Here is a 17,916-nt window from a genome sequence, read left to right as displayed (position 1 = left end):
TGTTGTTATGAAGATTATAGAATTTGGAACAACTGGAACAGAAATAATGAAAATACAAGCAGTTTTAAAGAAAATCGGATATTATACCGGCCCTATAAATGGTATTTTCGATTCTAATACTAAATTAGCAATAAAGAAATTACAAAAACATAGAAACCTTCCAATAACAGGAGCAATCGATAAAGCTACTTATTACCAAATCAAAAGATTAATATTAGGCTATGATTACTATATCATACAAAAAGGAGACACACTATTTGACATTGCCGAAAAATACGATACGACTATTAATAAAATCATTACGGCTAACCCTCATCTAGTACCTTATAATTTAACTATCGGTGAAAAAATAATAGTCCCTTATAGTATCGATGTCGTTGATACTAATATAAATTACACTTATGATATTTTATCTGATGATATAAAAGGACTTTTAGCTAGATATCCTTTCTTACAATCGGGTAGTATCGGTATAAGCGTACTTGGCAGAAAACTTTATTATTTAAAACTAGGTAGAGGCAGTAACGAAGTATTTTATAATGCTGCTCATCATTCATTAGAATGGATAACCTCTCCACTATTAATGAAATTTATCGAAAATTTTTGTAAAGCTTATAGCGAAAATAAATATATTAAAGGTTACAGCATTAGAAAAATATTTGAAAAAAGTAGCATTTATATAGTTCCTATGGTAAACCCAGACGGAATAGACTTAGTATTGAACGGACTAGATAATAATAATCCATATTACGATGATTTAATAAAATGGAATAAAGGCAGTACTGACTTTTCTAAAACATGGCAAGCTAATATACACGGTGTAGACTTAAATCATAATTATGATGCTTCATGGGAAGAATCTAAAAAAGCCGAACCTCTATACGGAGTATATGGCCCCGGCCCTACAAGATACTCTGGCCCTTATCCAGAATCAGAACCAGAATCTAAATCAGTTGCAAATTTTACTAGAAAACATAACTTTAGACTCGTTTTAGCATATCACAGTCAAGGTGAAATAATTTATTGGAATTATAAAAATCTAGCTCCAGCCGAAGCATTGAAAATAGGCAAAAAATTATCTGAAGTAAGCGGCTATTCATTGGCTGAAGCTTACGGCATTGCCAGCTATGCAGGATATAAAGATTGGTTTATAAAAGAATATCGTAGGCCAGGTTATACAATAGAAGTCGGTAGAGGAAAAAATCCGCTCCCGATATCTCAATTTGATAAAATATACGCCGATAATGAAGAACTACTGCTATTAGCGGCAATTGTTTGATCAAAGAATAGAAAGTTGTAGGCTTATCATAAACGATAAGCCTACTTTGTTCAATTTTACAGCTTTCTAATTTTATTTAAAATAATTTTCTGTTCAACGTGCGCAACTAACCTTCTTGTATAATCAACTACATCCGGATTGACACTTATACTATCTATCCCTTCATTTACTAGAAATTCAGTAAATTCAGGATATAATGAAGGAGCTTGCCCACATATAGACACAGTCTTACCATATTTATGTGCCGCCTCTATTAAAATCTTTATTGCTTTCTTAACTGCTGGATTTCTTTCATCAAAATATCCCATACTGTTCAAAATTCCTGAATCTCTATCTGCACCTAGTATAAGTTGTGTTAAATCATTACTTCCTATACTAAATCCATCGACTAGTTTAGCAAATTCTTCAGCTTCAAATATTACAGAAGGAACTTCTGCCATTATCCAAATTTTAAAATTGTTTGTTCTTTCCAAGCCTTCTGATGCCATTATTCCCATTACTTTTTCCAATTCCCATGTAGTTCTTACAAAAGGAAGCATAGCCCATACATTTATTAATCCATATTCTTCTCTAACTTTTCTTAATGCCTTACATTCTAGTCTAAACCCTTTCTCATATTCGGAAGATATATATCTTGAAACACCTCTCCAACCAATCATAGGATTATTTTCAATTGGTTCTACCTCTTCTCCACCTTTTAACCCACGAAATTCATTAGTCCTAAAATCACTTAATCTTACTACTATAGGTTTTGGATATACTTCTTGAGCTACTAGAGTTATTCCTTCTGCCATTTTCTCAATAAAATGACTTTCCATCCCTTTTTTCAATAAATACATAGGATGAGCACCTACTAAATTTGTAAAAATAAATTCTGTTCTCATAAGTCCTATTCCATCGAAAGGTAAATTTTTATATTTACTTATAATTGACGGTTCACCTAAATTCATATATATTTTAGTACCTGTAATAGGCGCTAACTTATATAATATTTCTTCACTTAAACTAATTCCCTCTGTTTTTTTATTTTTACTCTTATCATCTGCATCGAGTACTTTGCCTTCATAAACAACTCCTCTTGTAGCATCTACAGTAACTACCATACCCTCTTTCAATATTTCTGTCGCCTTTTTTGCTCCAACAATGCATGGTATTCCCAATTCTCTTGATACGATTGCAGCATGACAAGTTCTTCCACCTTCATCTGTAACAACAGCCGCAGCTTTCCTCATTGCCGGTACCATATCTGGATTAGTCATTACAGTTACTAATATATCTCCTTCTTTAACTCTTGGAATTTCATTAATATCGTCTATATTTACAACTTTTCCACTACTTATGCCTGGCGATGCAGATAACCCTCTAACTAAAACATTTAAGTTAATATTAGCGTCATCCATATCTTTGCTCTCCTTTAATGTTGTAATTGGCCTAGCCTGTAAAATATACAATTTTTTAGTATCGTTATCGATTGCCCATTCTATATCTTGTGGTGAATTGTATAACTTTTCAATCAAAATTCCCTGCTTACTTAACATTTTTATCTCATCGTCACTTAAACATTGCGAAATAACTTTATCATAGCCTAAAATGTCTTTAACAGCAATTTCTATTGTACCAACCCCATTATCTCTTCTAACTATCATAACATTTTTCTCTGCAATATTTTTATCTTTAATCTGTAATGTCTTTTTATCGATAATATATTCATCTGGTGTAACCAATCCAGAAACTACTGCCTCACCAAGCCCCCAGCTTGCATTTATCATTATTTCATTAATATCATTAGTTACAGGATTTGCTGTAAATAAAACTCCAGATTTTATACTGTTAACCATTTTTTGAACAATCACACTTAATGAAACCTCAAAATGATTAAATCCCTGCTTTTCTCTATAATAAATCGCACGTGCAGTCCAAAGCGAAGCCCAACATTTTTTAATATGTTTTAATACTTCTTCTATTGACTTTATTTCTAAATAAGTGTCTTGTTGGCCTGCAAATGAGGCTTCAGGCAAATCTTCAGCAGTAGCAGAACTCCTAATAGCAACATACAAATCTTTTATATTAAGCTTATCAATAATCTCATTATATGCATCTACTATTTCTATTTTAATGCTTTCAGGTATGTCATAATTTTCAATATATCCTCTTATTTTAGAACTCCTTTTATATAATTCAGAAGAATCTTCTATGTCTAAATTTCTTATTAAATCTTCTATTTTAGGTTTTAGATTATAATATTCAATAAAATAACTGTATGCATCTGAAGTAATACAAAAACCCGGCGGAACATTAATTCCATTTCTGGTTAATTCTCCAAGATTTGCCCCCTTGCCACCAACTATAGATAAATCCTTCTTATCTACTTCTTTAAACCATTTTATATACTTGTATACCCCCATTAAAAGTTCCTCCTTTATAATAATTCTATATATATTATATCATATTTCATTAAATGTGTTATACTTTTTGAAATTTATTTAATATAGTATGTATAATTTAAATGTTTTAAACAAAAAACACACCTGTAAATGGCAATTACAAGTGTGTTTAAAAAATAATATTATTTATTATTTTTGTAAACTTATCTGATATAAATCCTTCCTTAAATGTTTCAATATAGGTAATTGTTCTCTAATTTCATCTATTCTATTTAAATCTATTTCCTTAATTAAAATTCCTTCTTTTTCATCTAGTTTTCCTACTATACTTCCCCAAGGATTGGTTATAATAGAATTCCCATATGATATATATGATGCATTTTCATCTCTAGCCGGTGCTGCAGACGCCATATAAACTTGATTATCTAACGCCCTTGCTCTAAACAACAATTCCCAATGAGCAGGGCCAGTTGTCATATTAAATGCAGCTGGCACAATTATAACTTTTACACCTTTTAAAACCATCAATCTAAACAATTCAGGAAATCTGATATCATAACAAATTGCCACACCTATCTTACAATATTCTGTATCTACAATAGTTAAACTGTCCCCTCTACTCAATACATCTGATTCTTTAAAGCTAATTTTCCCCTCAACATCTATATCAAACAGATGTATCTTTCTATGTTTACCGATTATATTACCTTTTTTATCAAAAACAAAGCTTGTATTATATATATTACCTTTATCATCTTTTTCTGGTATAGAACCTCCTATTAAGTAAATGCCTCTTTCTTTAGAAATTTTTGATAACATTTTAATAGTTTCTCCGTCTGGATAGCTTTCTGCATATTTAGGAAAATAACTATTATTATAAGGACAATTGAACATTTCAGGCAGTACAACAAGTTCGGCCCCCATATCTGCTGCGCTATTTATCATTTTTTCTGCATTTTTTATATTCTCTTTCTTATTTTCACTAACTAACAACTGACACAAACCTAATTTAAATTTTTTCAATCCACTCACTCCCAATCATTTTTATAATAAAATCCAACCAATAAGGTTGGATGAGCTTGTTGACAAAGTAAAATATTTTATGAAAATGACGCTCATGCGGACGAATTTAGAAAAAACTAAATTCTTTCAAGCATTCGCTTTCATTTTCATAAATACAAAAAACATAAGTTTGTCAACAGCCTGATCCAACCAATGAGGTTGGATTTTATTATTTAATGTATCAATTTTACTTATTAAATATTGTGAATAATAATATTATGACTATCATACCTAATATATATATTAAATTAACGTTCTTATACCATTTAGTTTCAGAATTGAAAAATACTTGTTTTACCTGTTTAACTCTATCGTTTTCTTTTTGCTTCAATTCAGGATCAATTTCAAATATTTTTTTCTTAAAATAATTGGATAAAGCATTTTTGACAATAATATAATATACAAAAGTTATAAATATAAATAATAATTTATTTTCACCTATATTGAAAACATTAAAATATTTAAGAGCCAAAAACACCAGAAAATAAGCTATTAATACTGCAACGAGTGTAAAATAATATTGCCTAATAATCTTTTTTTTCTTATCCATTGTGCTGTCCTCCTTCTTTAACTTACATCCCGGCAACAGAAAGCTCTTTTATCTTTAAAGACGGCGAACCAATAAAACCATTCATAGGCAATGCAAATTTCAAGTCATTACCTATTTCCAATACATTATTTAATAAGTCATAAAAATTACCAGCTATCGTTATCTGATTTACAGGCCTATTTATTCTTCCATCTATTATTTCATAACCTGACGCTGCAAGTGAAAAATCTCCGGAAACAGTATTTAAACCTGAATGTAATCCCTTTACATCAATTATAAGTATACCCCTTTTAACACTTCTTATCATTTCATCAAGACTTTTATCTCCATTTTCAATATACATATTAGTTGGCGATATAGAAACTGGTGATTTAAATGAAGGTTTGAAACCATTTCCCGTCGACTGTACTCCATCTTTTTTAGCAGTCTTTATATTATGCAAATATGTTGTAAGTACACCTCTATCTACAACCTTCTTATATTTTGTAGCCACTCCTTCATTATCAAAACTACAAGAAGCAATTCCTCCTTTCATAAATGGATTATCTACTATTGTTATAATTTCACTTGCTATTTTTTTATTTAATTTTCCCTTTAATAAAGACAAATTTTTTTGAACATTTTCAGCTGAAAAAATAGGTGAAAAAGCCCCTAAAATATCCGCTGCAACATCATTTCTCAATATTACAGGATAAGCATCAGATTTAACACTTTCAGCTCCTAACATTGAAACAGCTTCATCTACAACCTGTTTAGCCAAAACTTTATAATCGAATTTAGAAAAATCATTTGAGATTATATATTTACTGCTAGTCTTAACATCATCATTTTCTTTTACCATTACATTAACATATGAATAAGCAATGTTAGACTTATCCTCTAAATTGAGTCCCTTTGTATTGACAAGAATTGTATGCATAGACTGTTTATTAAAAATACAATGGGGTACAGATATAACCCTCTTATCAAGCTCTAAAGCCTCTTTTTCCAATGACTTCGCAAATTCTATTCCATCTTTAACATTTAAATTTTCTAATTTAGTATTAAAACTATCAACCTCTGTATAACTTTTTGAACCCGCAAATATTTCTTCAACATCCTCACTATCTACTGCACTTGCATTTTCCACAGCCTCATTAATTAACATATCTATCGACGTTTCATCTAATTTTTCTGTATAAGAATATCCCATTTTACCATCATAAATACATCTAAATGAAAGTCCTTCTTCTTTCGATATATTTAATTCGTCTACTTCGCCTTTAAATACTCTTAATTTAAAATCATTGCTTTCCTGTATAAAAACCTCCATATCTTTTAACCCTTTTTTTCTGCCTTCTTCAAATATTCGATTTATTAAAACTCTTTTATCCACTTTTATTCCTCCTTTCTCCCACCTACTGTCATAGATTGAACTCTAATTGTAGGTTGTCCAACATTAGCTGGAATACTTCCGCTTACTGAACCACACATACCTTGTCCAAATTCTAAATTGTTTCCTACCATATCTATTTTTTTCAGAACTTCCAAACCGTTGCCGATTAATGTAGCCCCTCTAACAGGTTTTTCTATTTTTCCGTTTTTAATCAAATAACCTTCCATAACAGCAAAATTAAAATCACCAGTTGAAGTATCTACTGAACCCCCACCCATATATTTTGCATATAAACCATATTCTGTATTGGCTATTATTTCTTCCTTCGTAGACTTACCATTAGCAATATAAGTATTTGTCATTCTTGAAGTTGGAGCATATTTGTAAGATTGTCTTCTACCAGAACCTGTTGATTTTACTCCCATCCTTCTACCATTTAACTTATCAACCATATAACCTTTTAATATACCATTTTCAATAAGTATATTTTTCTGAGTAGGAGTTCCTTCATCATCTACATTTTGTGAGCCCCATGCATTCGGTATTGTCCCATCATCTATTGCAGTAACGAGTTCTGATGCTATTTTTTCTCCTATCTTACCTGCAAACACTGAAGTCCCTTTTGCCACAGAAGTAGCTTCAAGTCCATGTCCACAAGCCTCATGGAATATTACTCCACCAAATCCATTATCAATAATTATTGGCATCTTGCCACTTGGACAATAGTCTGCATATATCATAGTTTTAGCGATTCTTGCCGCTTCTTTTGCATAATCTTCAATATTTATCTTATCATAAAATTCAAATCCCATATGAGCACCAGGAGCATAAAATCCCGACTGCATCTCTCCATTTCTTGAAGCTATAGTTTGAATAGCCGTTCTCGTTCTTACTCTTTTATCCTCCACATAAAGCCCTTCAGTATTAGCAATTAAAACATTTTGTTCTTCATCTGAATATCTGACAGTAACTTGTGTTATAACCTCATCATAATTTTTTGCTGCAAAATATGCTCTTTTCATCAAATCAATTTTTTTAGATTTTTCTATATTTCTTGGCAATAATACTATGTTATGTATGCTTTTTATCTCACTTTTCATTAAATTTAGAGTAATATCGCCTTTTACTCCATTTAAAGCCAAAGCTGCCTCTCTTGCTACTTTCAAAAGGTTTTCTCTTGATGAATTGTTCGTATATGCATATACACTATTTGTTTTATTAAATATCCTTATTCCTATTCCAAAATCTCTGCCTGATACTGCTTTTTCAATCTTTCCACCTATCATTAAGAGGCTATTATTAATTTTATCTTCAACAAATATTTCTGCAAAATCTCCACCTGTAGACAGAGCTTCGAGTAAAACATCTTCTATTACTGATTTGCTTAACATTTTAATTCCCCCTTGTCCTATAATTAAATATATTCATATACAAATACATCTGTCTGATAATCTCCATAAGTTTCAAAACCAGCTTTATAAGCGGCTTCTTTTATATCTTGTATATCTGGACACATAAACAAAAGCCAATCATATCCACCTTCTAAATATTTTGAAAATGCAAAATTGATGCCATCTAAATAATATCCTTCTCCACTTAAATATGATATTGAAAGGCCTTTACCCTTTGCCTTTTTATTACTCAATATAATTGTAGATTTAATATTTTGATCTTCTTTTAATACATATACTGAACCTTCATTTATCAATTCTTCAACTAACTCCTCTGTTATTCTCATAAATGTCCAATCAAATGATAAATACCCATTACTAGCCTTTATTTCACTACTATTTAAAATATGTTTGACTTCTTCAACTCTAGTTACCCTATCAAAACGTTTTATGTTTGATATGTTTAAATTAACCTTACCAGATTTATAAAAAGATTTAAATGCAGCAGTCCTCTTAAAACCAAACTTTTCAACAATTTTTATGCTTTCATAATTTTCTATATAAGTAGATAAAGCTAAAGATTTATATCCTTTTTTCTTAGCCTTATCAATATAATACTTAGTTATTTCCTTCCCTATCCCAAGCCCTCTAGATTTACTACTTACCCTTATTCCTTCAAGCCAATATTCTTCAGGTCCCAATACTGTAAATTTAGCAAAACCTTTTATCTCTCCATCGACTTCTACTACTGTAAATTCTCCTTTTCTATCAGCTATCCATTCGTCTACAATTAACGGAATATAATCATCCCCATCCCATATAGTCTTTGAAATACTTAATATCGATTCTTTGTCATGTTCTGTTGCTCTTCTAATATTAATCATAATCAATACTCCCCCATCAAAATATTATCTGTTAATAAAAATCTATCAATGAATCCAGCTATTGTCAACAACTAACTTTTACAAATCAAAATTTTAGCAGAGGTTTTAATACCTCTGCTGATATTGTTGATAAAGTAGAATATTTTATGAAAGTGACGCTCATGCGAACAAATTTAGAAAAAACTAAATTCTTTCAAGCATTCGCTTTCATTTCTATAAATATAAGTTTGTCAACAATCTGAACAGGGTTTTAATACCTCTGCTTAAAGTAGGTATTGTTCTAGCAATAGCAGCCAAATAGTATTACTAATAATAAGAAAAAAAACAACAAGCTATCGTCTCCGTCTCCGCACCAATCACACTTATTAAAGAATAAAACTAATAATAAAAAGAAAAATAGTAAACTTTGATCATTATAGGACAATATTTCAGCCACTCAAACTCCCTCCCCAAATATGTTATAAGTTTCACCTAATACATAGTATTCTAGAAGGGAGTTTTTGGTTACAAAAATTAGCTAATTATATATTATCGGACTTAATTATTTCTATTATTTTTTCTATTTTTCTAATTTGCTTATTAGTTTTCTCATCTAAAACAGGCTTAAAACATTTTATAAAATCTACCATAGATTCAGCTCTATTTGCATTAGCTTGAGTAGCTTTACTTTTATATCCTGATATATTAGCTTTTGTTTCATATATTCTCTCTTTTGAATCTACAACCATATTAATTATTTTTTTGTCTCTCTCTTTTACATATTTTGATATCTCTTTCAATATTTTTTCCTTTCTCTGTATTCTATCCATATCCGATAGTGTATTTATAACTTCTTCAGAATAATCGCCGTCTGTAAGTCTATTAATTTTATAAATTATCTCCAATACATCTTGTACTTTACTTAAAATTTTTTGATCTTTTTCATAAAAATAAGGTTTAATATTCTTCATCATTTCAATTCTATCTTCAACATTAATGTTTCCTAGATTAATATTCGAATTTTCAGATTTAAATAAAAGAAACAAAGGAATTATCATTCCAAATGAACCAAATAAATTTTTAGGATTTTGACTATCACTATTAAGTAGTCTATTATACATATCTTATTTTCACCTCTATTCTTTTTAGCATGTCTAGTCATTTCTAATATATTTTATGCAAATATAGAATAAAGGTGAAAGAAGATATCATTTAGTATCATATATATTTTTCATATTTTCAGTAAAGCGTTCTATCTCTTTATCTGAATAAAAAACTACTTTTTAATTTCAATTTCTGACCATGTATATCCACCATCATTAGTTTTGTATAAGTGCCAAGTTCCCGATTTTGAAATATCTTTTCTAATAATCCAACCATCATTACTATTGACTAACGTAAACTTTATATTCCCATTAAGATTTATATCTGTTGAAATTTGCTCCCAATGTTGTGCTCCATCTTTTGTTTTATAAATATACCCATCACTAATAATCCATCCCTCTTTTAAATTAACAAAATCTATCGCAAATTTACCAGAAATAGTTATAGGCATAGATGGCTTCCAACTGACTCCTCCATCCTCCGTTTGAAAAAAAACTATCTTACTCTTGCCTTTTGTATCTTCAAAAGATACTCCCCAAAACATCCCTTCTCTGTTTGAGAAAAATTTTGGTAGTGATATATGTAAACCAACATTAAGCAATTCTATTCCCTTAGGAATTAGAAGTTTTTCTGCATGCCATGTGTAGCCACCATCTCTTGTGACATAAAACATTTTTTCATCTAATCCACCACAATCTACTACTGTCCAGCCAGTCTGTATATCTCTAAAACTTATTCCGTATTTATGCCCAGCAAATGGCAATGCACCATGCGTTTCTTTATCTGGTTCATTCGTCATTATTTTTATCCAGTTCTCTCCACCATCTTTAGTATGAAAAATTTCTACAACTTCACTTCCTAAAGCACCATCAGTATTTGCCATAAGCCATCCATTATCTTGGTCTATAAAATCTAGTGCAGCAACATTCCTTATACCACTAAGTTCTTTAACATTCCAAGTTTGACCTCCATCGACAGTCTTAAGGATCATTGCATTAGATTCATCTGTACTGCCTATTACGACCCATCCCATATTACAATTAATAAAATCATATACAATACCATCTGGTAAATTCCCAATTGAAAAGTTAGACACAATTGCTTCACTCCATGTCTTACCCCCATCAATTGTTCGTAAAATATTATCATCTTCAACAACAAATCCTAATCTCTCATCAATCATTATAATACACCTGATTGCCAGAGATTGTTTTACTTCCTTTTCTGTGTAAGTTTTATCATCACTTTTTTTAGTTTCTGATATTTTTGTTTCAATAGGCAAGTTTTGTTTATATTTATATCTTATATCAAAATTAAGAAACACAAACAATGTTAATCCAACCAACACTACTATCAAAACTAGCTTCCAACGAGCCATTTTTTACATCTCCTATACTAAATCTAATTAACAAAAAATTCTTAAGTGTGTATGTCTTTTTTTTGATATTTTATATTTTTCTGCCCATATTTAAGTCCTATTACCATCAAAATCTTGATGTTGTCCCCTCTGAAGTTGCTTTACTAAAAGCTAATCTAAATATAATTATACCTATAATTAAATAAACTGAAGAATTTATTGATAAAAATACTATATCTTTCAGTACAACACAATTTCCATTAATAATCGTACTTTTCATTAAATCGGTTCCTTTTGTAAAAGGTAGTGCATAAAAAACATTCCTTAAGCCCTCTGGAATATTCGAAAAATCAATAATACTAGTTCCTAAGAAAAATATACTTATAATGAATGCAAGCTGTCCTGTTCGCTTATATCTAATCGTTATACCTCCCAATAGATACGAAAATCCAATTGTCCCAATTAACATAATCAAAAAAACGATTATTAAGTCTTTATTTATCATCAAAGACACTCCAGTAGATAAAACTAATAATAACCATAGTGGAAAGATTATTAAAGTATTTATCAAAGAGTATACAAGTAATTTGATAAAATAAATTTTTGTTATACTGTTATAGGTAAGACATAATTGTTCAAAAGTACCTTCTACTAGTTCATTATAAATACCATTACTCATAAAACTTATAGTAAATGAAAAGAAAAACCATGACATATAGCCAACTATTTGCATTGATACTATCTTATCTATTTCCTCTTTAGGCATTTTACCCATATTATTTACTATAAAGAAATAAAGCCCCATAAACAAAATATAATATACTACTATATCGGTAATAAAACTTAATATATATCTTTTTTTAAGTATAAGCATTTTTTTAATTCACCTTTAAATATCAAAATTGCTTCTTGCATATTCCCCATTGTCCCCCTTTATAATATCCATAAATACATCTTTGAGTTCAAAATTAACCTTTCTAATATTAAATAATTTTATAGAAATCTCTTTTAAATAATTCAAAATCTCCAATATTTCATTATCTTCTTTTAAAGTAATCCTTATTTGAGTTTTATTATTGTTATCTTCAATATAAACTGGAAAATTTTTATGTATATCATTTTTAATCTCTTGTTGCAAAACCTGAGTCTCTATTATATATGTAATATTATCCGAATAACTTTCAAGAAAACTTATATCTTTATCTAGCACAAGAACCCCTTTATGTATAATAGTTATTCGGTTACATAAATCGCTTACAAACTTTAAATCATGAGAAGTTATAATAATAATTCGATCTTTTGAAATAATCTTTTTAATAATATTTTCCATAGAATCTACCGATTCTACATCTAATCCTAATGTAGGTTCATCTAAAAATAAAATCCTAGGTTCATGAATCATCGCACAACATATTGCTACCTTTTGCTGCATACCTCTTGATAGCTTACCACACTCAACATTTCTCTTTTCTTTTAAATTAAATATTTCTAAGTATTCATCCATTTTCTCTCTAATTTTCTTACGACTTATACCTCTTAGTCCCGCAAAATATTCCATATTTTCAATTGGTGTTAGCCTCCAATAAATATTCCTGTTCCCTTCTAATACTGCACCAATATTTTTTATGTACTTCTTTCTGCTTTTACTTATAGATATTCCAAAAGCCTCTATATCTCCATAAGTTGGCTTCACTAATCCACAACTCATTTTAATAGTCGTAGTTTTACCTGCCCCATTTGGACCTAAAAAGCCTAATATCGTTCCCGCTTCAACATTCAGATTTAACTTATTGACAGCTACAAGTTCCCCAAACGCTTTACTTACTTCTGTGTATTTAAGCATTATAACCACTCCCTCATGCTAGATTCAATTAACCTTATAAACATAATCTAATACTTTTAATTTCTGTTCATATTCTTCAAGTGATAATAAACCTATATTTTTTAAATCTTCTAACACATAATTTTTATTTTCCATCTGATATAATCAAACTCTTTTCCAGATTTTCCTGCAATAAATTTAATCTTAAAAGAATAGCTATATTAAGTAAAAAAGATTAAAACAATTATTAAAACGATAAACATTTAAAATCCCATTTCAACCTCATCTAAACAGTAGAGCTTATATTCATCTGGCGAACCAAATACTCTAATTACTTTAAAATTATTTAACCTATACCTTTTTATTTTATTATCCGATTTTATTGCTTCTATTCTTTTCCCATCAACTTTATCACTTATATTAAAAATCTTCTTGTCTTCAATGTTTACTAAATAAGCGCTTTGAGTTTTATCAATACTTAAAGGAAACCCCAACTTCAAATCTAAATATAGACTTTTATTATTTTTTAGATCATCTATAATTTGTGGTCTAATTATAGATATTAAATCTGTAAATCGCTGTAATTCAAAATAATGACTCTTTTTCACTTGTTTTTCTTTTGCATCTCTTATTGACTTATCCCATACAATTAGTTCATGATCTCTTCTATTTAAATGCATAATCAGTTTTCTGTCTCCAAAAACTGTTTCTTTAAATACAGTGATATTCATGCTCCTAATAGTTTTATCATCTGATAAAAGCATAGTAAAGTCCTCAACCCAATATTTAGACTTATCAACATCCTTACCTTCAACTAAAGCTAACATTTTTCCTAAATCAAAGTTTTCAAAGTTTAATTCCTCAGTCTTTATAATATCTTTTTTATCTTTATTAAAAATAGATACTATAGAAAAAATAATTATAAATATTAAAATTACCACTACAATAAAACTTTTTTTCATACAATCACCCCTAAAATCGCATAATATTCTCAATAATCTTTTTATTTTTATGAATCATCATACTTTATTATTCCAGATTTTATAAGTTCTTTAGACAAACTAATCGCCTCTACTCTATTTTCAGCTGGAGCCGATATCATAAGTCCGTCTTTACTGCTCCAATAACTTTTTGAATAATCACTATTAACAGGCTCGAATAATAATATTGCAACTTTATCAAGATTGTTTCCTAAATAAATTTTCCCATACATCCTAAATTCCCCAATTTCTTCTCTATACCCCACCAAAATATCACTATTGTATTTATTAAGTTTTAAATCTACATTCAAAAATTTCTTATCACCTAAATAGATTTCACCTTTAAATCGATTTCCTAAAAACACTTTTTTTGTATACCAACCTTTAATTCTTACTTCAACCTTTTCTTGATATAAAGTATCTTTCAATCTGTATTTGATACCTTGAAAAGCAACATCATATTCCCTAGGAAAAGTATAGGAAATATAAACTGCTATTACTATAATTAAACATACTAATATAATTTTTTGATATTTACCTTTCATGTTAGCCCCCTGAAACTTGTAATAGTTAATTTTATTTTTTCCTTGCAATTGCTACAAAATGAGGACTCATACCCATTATGCTCTTTTCTTCTTCGACTATCTTTGCTATTTTTAACATTCTTCTTCTACTATCTTCAAAATTCCATTTTTCTTCAAACGCCGGTACTATCCAGACTGGCCCTTCTACAGCTATATTCTTTTCATGTTTTAGTCCTACCTCTGTTATTTCATTTGTTAATTCATCAGGTAAATGAAAATATGCTCTTGCTATAAATCCGGGATATTTCTCCGGCCTTATATGCTGTCCATCTGTTAATTCTCTTTCTATCATCTTCATAAATTCATCTTCTTCAATTAAATTATTCTTTTCTCCATATACTGATAAACCATATAGTGTTGAACCAAATCTAGTTATTGCTGCTACTATCATTACTCCATCTTCTTTAAGTACTCTTTTTGCTTCTTTTAAAGCTAGTAATCTCTCTCTTCTTTCTGTCAAATGGTACAAAGGACCCATTAATAAAACAATATCTGCACTTCCATCTGGTCTATTAATTTGTCTCGCATCTGCTAATTCTATCTTGTAGATACTATTCTCGCTCTCGTTTTTTGATTTTTCTCTTGCTATTTCAATCAGTTTTGGAGATAAATCAAATAAATGAACTTCATGTCCCAGTTTTGCTAACCATCTTGAATATGCACCAGCACCTCCACCTATATCATATATTACTAATTTTTCTTTTGATAAATATCTCGATATTATGTCTTTCGTTCTTTCAAATTCGATTTTACCTATTCCACACTGCAACCTATCTACTTCTAGCCCTCTATTATAATATTCTAATACCTCTTCCATATTCTTTTTACTATTAAACATTTAAATTCATTTCTCCTCTCAATATCTTTTTTATCTATATTTCAATCTTATTATTTTACTGCATCTGATATCCTTTTGAATCTATTACAACTTTTGTTTCATAATATACTCTATTTATTCGTTTAATCAGATTAGGATGATTTGAAAATTTTTCAGACAACCAAATCCAAAATCCACTTTCTTCTTCCGATTGATTTATTACTTCTAATATATTTAATTTCTGATATAATCTTTTCCCTGTTGCTAATACTGTAAGTCCCTGTATAGCTCCATCCGGTACAAGCTGAGCAGCAATTAAATCACTTGTATATTCACATGCCCTTGAATATGCTGGACCTAAAAACGGAACTAACATTGCAGGATACAATAATCCTCTCCATGTAAGATGCTTTCTTTTTATATGTGCTAATTCGTGAGCTATAATAAATGCAACAGCGGGTTCACCTTCTTTATATGCCAACTCAAGCACATCAGAATAAATAATAACAAAATTCCTTCCTAGAAACTTTGTTGCAAAAGCATTAAGCATACCGCCAGACTGCATAATATATATTAAAGGTACTTCTTCAAAACCAATTTTCTGAGATAACTCCTTTGCTATTTTATAAACTTCTGGAAATTGTTTGTCAGATACTCGTATACTATTGCCTCTTATACTTCCAATAAATATCCCATGTGCAAAAAAAGCAAAAATAGTAGCTATTAATAAATACATAATTCCTATTCCTGATAAAATCAATATAGCATAAATTATTGCACTTACTATAAACATTAAAAATAGATAAAATCTTTCTTTTGGATACACTTTTAATTTCATTGAATCTCCTCCTTGATGTAATATTTTCCCATGTGTATTTGCTACATTTAGTTCTTTTATATTCTACATTAAATAACAAATTCCTCTAATTTTATCTATTTTTGTTTGTATTTTAATAGTGATTTTATTCCATAAAAAGAAAAAAGGTGGAAAAACCACCTTAATTAACTACAAATCTCCTAACCCTAGTTCCATTCTAAGCTGCGCTAAAGATTTTAATGTAACTTTACTTTCATCTAAATTAAGTAGTCTAATTGCTCTCTGCAAATCATCTTTTTGCTTAACTTCTATTTCAAGATATGTATACGGATAAGTTTCATTATCCCAAGTATCTATATCAAAAGTAATATCTTCATACTTATATTTAATTCTTTCTTTAGTTCCCTCATGTACAATTTTTAAATTTAACGACTCTAATATCCTTATAAGAGCCTCTTTATTTTCGATTTTAGTCTCTATTTCTAAATTTTCTCTAACGCCATCTCTTGAAATATTTTTCTTTAACGTAAATATATAGCTAACCGAACCTTTATCCAAATCTCTTTTTTCTCTAATTCTAAGATATCCGTTTTGTTTATTCTTTATAGCTCTATCCTCTGTATCAAAAATTGTATTAATTTGATATTCTCTACTTATAAGCTTTGCCCCTACTTCCTTAAGCCTTTTTTCTATTTCATCTTTATCTATATCGAGTACCTTCACTTCCAACTCTTTAGCCATATTAATCAATCCTTTCAATTTCTATATTTTATCAGCAGCCTTTTATACTTTTTCGCAAAAATACACTTGTCCCCAGCAAAACTATAATAACTTCTTTGGACTAAAATCTATAAAATCACAAGAAATGCAATAAAATTTTATACCATCTATCTTACCTTCAACAGCAAATTTATGCCCTTCTCCATGTAAATGTCCATAAACACAAGTAGATACATTATACTTATCCATTACTTCAACAAATTCATTAGGAGTTCCATCAATATTAAAAGGTGGATAATGAAGCATTACAATAATTTCTTTTACATCTTCTTTGATAGATTCTAATGAAAGTTTCAGTCGATTTAGCTCTCTGTTAAATATCTTTTCATCTTTTTCTTTAAACTCATCACTATCTCTACTAATCCATCCTCTAGTTCCACATATCCCTATGTTTTTATATAAAAAATAATCATTTTGTAAAAAATGAATTGTATTAAACTTTAATGCTTTTAATTTAGATTTCGTACTCCACCAATAGTCATGATTACCCTTAGTTATTACCTTAATACCAGGTAATCGATCAATTTTTAATAAATCTATATACGCATCTTCAAGTTTCATGGCCCAACTAACATCACCAGACACTAATACTAAATCTTCTTCTTTAATGATTCTTTTCCAATTTTCAAATATTTTTACTTCGTGATCTAGCCAATTATCTCCAAAAATGTCCATTGGTTTTTCACCTGAAAAATCTAAATGCAAATCTGATATTCCATATATGCTCACAATATTCACCTCAACTAGTTAA

At 29.4% G+C, this 17,916-nt stretch carries 17 protein-coding genes; 1 reads left to right on the top strand and 16 read right to left on the bottom strand.

What is annotated here, in order from left to right:
* The first annotated feature begins 7 nt into the window (after window positions 1–7).
* Window positions 8–1,279, top strand: coding sequence for a M14 family metallopeptidase (locus BUB51_RS00545; RefSeq protein ID WP_073194540.1), 1,272 nt, complete (start codon window positions 8–10; stop codon window positions 1,277–1,279).
* A gap of 56 nt (window positions 1,280–1,335) precedes the next feature.
* Here the strand turns inward: BUB51_RS00545 and ppsA are convergent, their stop codons facing one another.
* The 16 genes from ppsA to BUB51_RS00465 all read right to left on the bottom strand — a co-directional run bounded on the left by ppsA (window position 1,336) and on the right by BUB51_RS00465 (window position 17,894).
* Window positions 1,336–3,684, bottom strand: a complete 2,349-nt coding sequence (gene ppsA / locus BUB51_RS00540) for a phosphoenolpyruvate synthase (protein WP_073194538.1) — start codon at window positions 3,682–3,684, stop codon at window positions 1,336–1,338.
* 168 nt (window positions 3,685–3,852) lie between these two features.
* Window positions 3,853–4,686 (bottom strand): carbon-nitrogen hydrolase family protein, encoded by an 834-nt coding sequence (locus BUB51_RS00535; RefSeq protein WP_073194535.1) that lies wholly within the window; start codon window positions 4,684–4,686, stop codon window positions 3,853–3,855.
* 226 nt (window positions 4,687–4,912) lie between these two features.
* The gene (locus BUB51_RS00530) at window positions 4,913–5,275 is read right to left on the bottom strand and encodes a hypothetical protein (protein WP_073194532.1); all 363 of its coding nucleotides are present in this window, start codon (window positions 5,273–5,275) and stop codon (window positions 4,913–4,915) included.
* Window positions 5,276–5,297: 22 nt separating this feature from the next.
* Window positions 5,298–6,650, bottom strand: a complete 1,353-nt coding sequence (locus BUB51_RS00525) for a TldD/PmbA family protein (RefSeq protein ID WP_073194530.1) — start codon at window positions 6,648–6,650, stop codon at window positions 5,298–5,300.
* A 2-nt stretch (window positions 6,651–6,652) separates the two neighbouring features.
* Window positions 6,653–8,041 (bottom strand): TldD/PmbA family protein, encoded by a 1,389-nt coding sequence (locus tag BUB51_RS00520; protein WP_073194527.1) that lies wholly within the window; start codon window positions 8,039–8,041, stop codon window positions 6,653–6,655.
* A gap of 23 nt (window positions 8,042–8,064) precedes the next feature.
* A complete protein-coding gene (locus tag BUB51_RS00515) occupies window positions 8,065–8,925 on the bottom strand; it encodes a GNAT family N-acetyltransferase (RefSeq protein ID WP_073194524.1) in 861 nt (286 codons plus the stop codon).
* 521 nt (window positions 8,926–9,446) lie between these two features.
* Window positions 9,447–10,025, bottom strand: coding sequence for a hypothetical protein (locus BUB51_RS00510; RefSeq protein WP_073194521.1), 579 nt, complete (start codon window positions 10,023–10,025; stop codon window positions 9,447–9,449).
* A 155-nt stretch (window positions 10,026–10,180) separates the two neighbouring features.
* Window positions 10,181–11,386 carry a WD40/YVTN/BNR-like repeat-containing protein gene (locus BUB51_RS00505; protein WP_073194519.1) on the bottom strand — a complete coding sequence of 402 codons (1,206 nt, stop codon included), beginning with the start codon at window positions 11,384–11,386 and terminating at the stop codon, window positions 10,181–10,183.
* 106 nt (window positions 11,387–11,492) lie between these two features.
* Window positions 11,493–12,239, bottom strand: coding sequence for an ABC transporter permease (locus BUB51_RS00500; protein WP_073194516.1), 747 nt, complete (start codon window positions 12,237–12,239; stop codon window positions 11,493–11,495).
* A gap of 15 nt (window positions 12,240–12,254) precedes the next feature.
* The gene (locus BUB51_RS00495; protein WP_035164356.1) at window positions 12,255–13,208 is read right to left on the bottom strand and encodes an ABC transporter ATP-binding protein; all 954 of its coding nucleotides are present in this window, start codon (window positions 13,206–13,208) and stop codon (window positions 12,255–12,257) included.
* Window positions 13,209–13,450: 242 nt separating this feature from the next.
* The gene (locus tag BUB51_RS00490) at window positions 13,451–14,149 is read right to left on the bottom strand and encodes a hypothetical protein (RefSeq protein ID WP_073194514.1); all 699 of its coding nucleotides are present in this window, start codon (window positions 14,147–14,149) and stop codon (window positions 13,451–13,453) included.
* A 47-nt stretch (window positions 14,150–14,196) separates the two neighbouring features.
* Window positions 14,197–14,712: a hypothetical protein gene (locus BUB51_RS00485; protein ID WP_073194511.1), complete on the bottom strand. Its 516-nt coding sequence runs from the start codon at window positions 14,710–14,712 to the stop codon at window positions 14,197–14,199.
* 31 nt (window positions 14,713–14,743) lie between these two features.
* Window positions 14,744–15,589, bottom strand: a complete 846-nt coding sequence (locus BUB51_RS00480) for a class I SAM-dependent methyltransferase (protein WP_073194509.1) — start codon at window positions 15,587–15,589, stop codon at window positions 14,744–14,746.
* A gap of 55 nt (window positions 15,590–15,644) precedes the next feature.
* Window positions 15,645–16,406: a M48 family metallopeptidase gene (locus BUB51_RS00475; RefSeq protein ID WP_073194506.1), complete on the bottom strand. Its 762-nt coding sequence runs from the start codon at window positions 16,404–16,406 to the stop codon at window positions 15,645–15,647.
* 168 nt (window positions 16,407–16,574) lie between these two features.
* Window positions 16,575–17,126: a class IV adenylate cyclase gene (locus tag BUB51_RS00470; protein WP_073194503.1), complete on the bottom strand. Its 552-nt coding sequence runs from the start codon at window positions 17,124–17,126 to the stop codon at window positions 16,575–16,577.
* 81 nt (window positions 17,127–17,207) lie between these two features.
* Window positions 17,208–17,894, bottom strand: coding sequence for a metallophosphoesterase (locus BUB51_RS00465; protein ID WP_035164346.1), 687 nt, complete (start codon window positions 17,892–17,894; stop codon window positions 17,208–17,210).
* Window positions 17,895–17,916: the final 22 nt, after the last annotated feature.

Source organism: Caloranaerobacter azorensis DSM 13643 (genome assembly GCF_900129995.1).
GTDB classification, from domain to species: domain Bacteria; phylum Bacillota; class Clostridia; order Tissierellales; family Thermohalobacteraceae; genus Caloranaerobacter; species Caloranaerobacter azorensis.
This window is presented reverse-complemented; position numbering and strand designations above follow the sequence as displayed.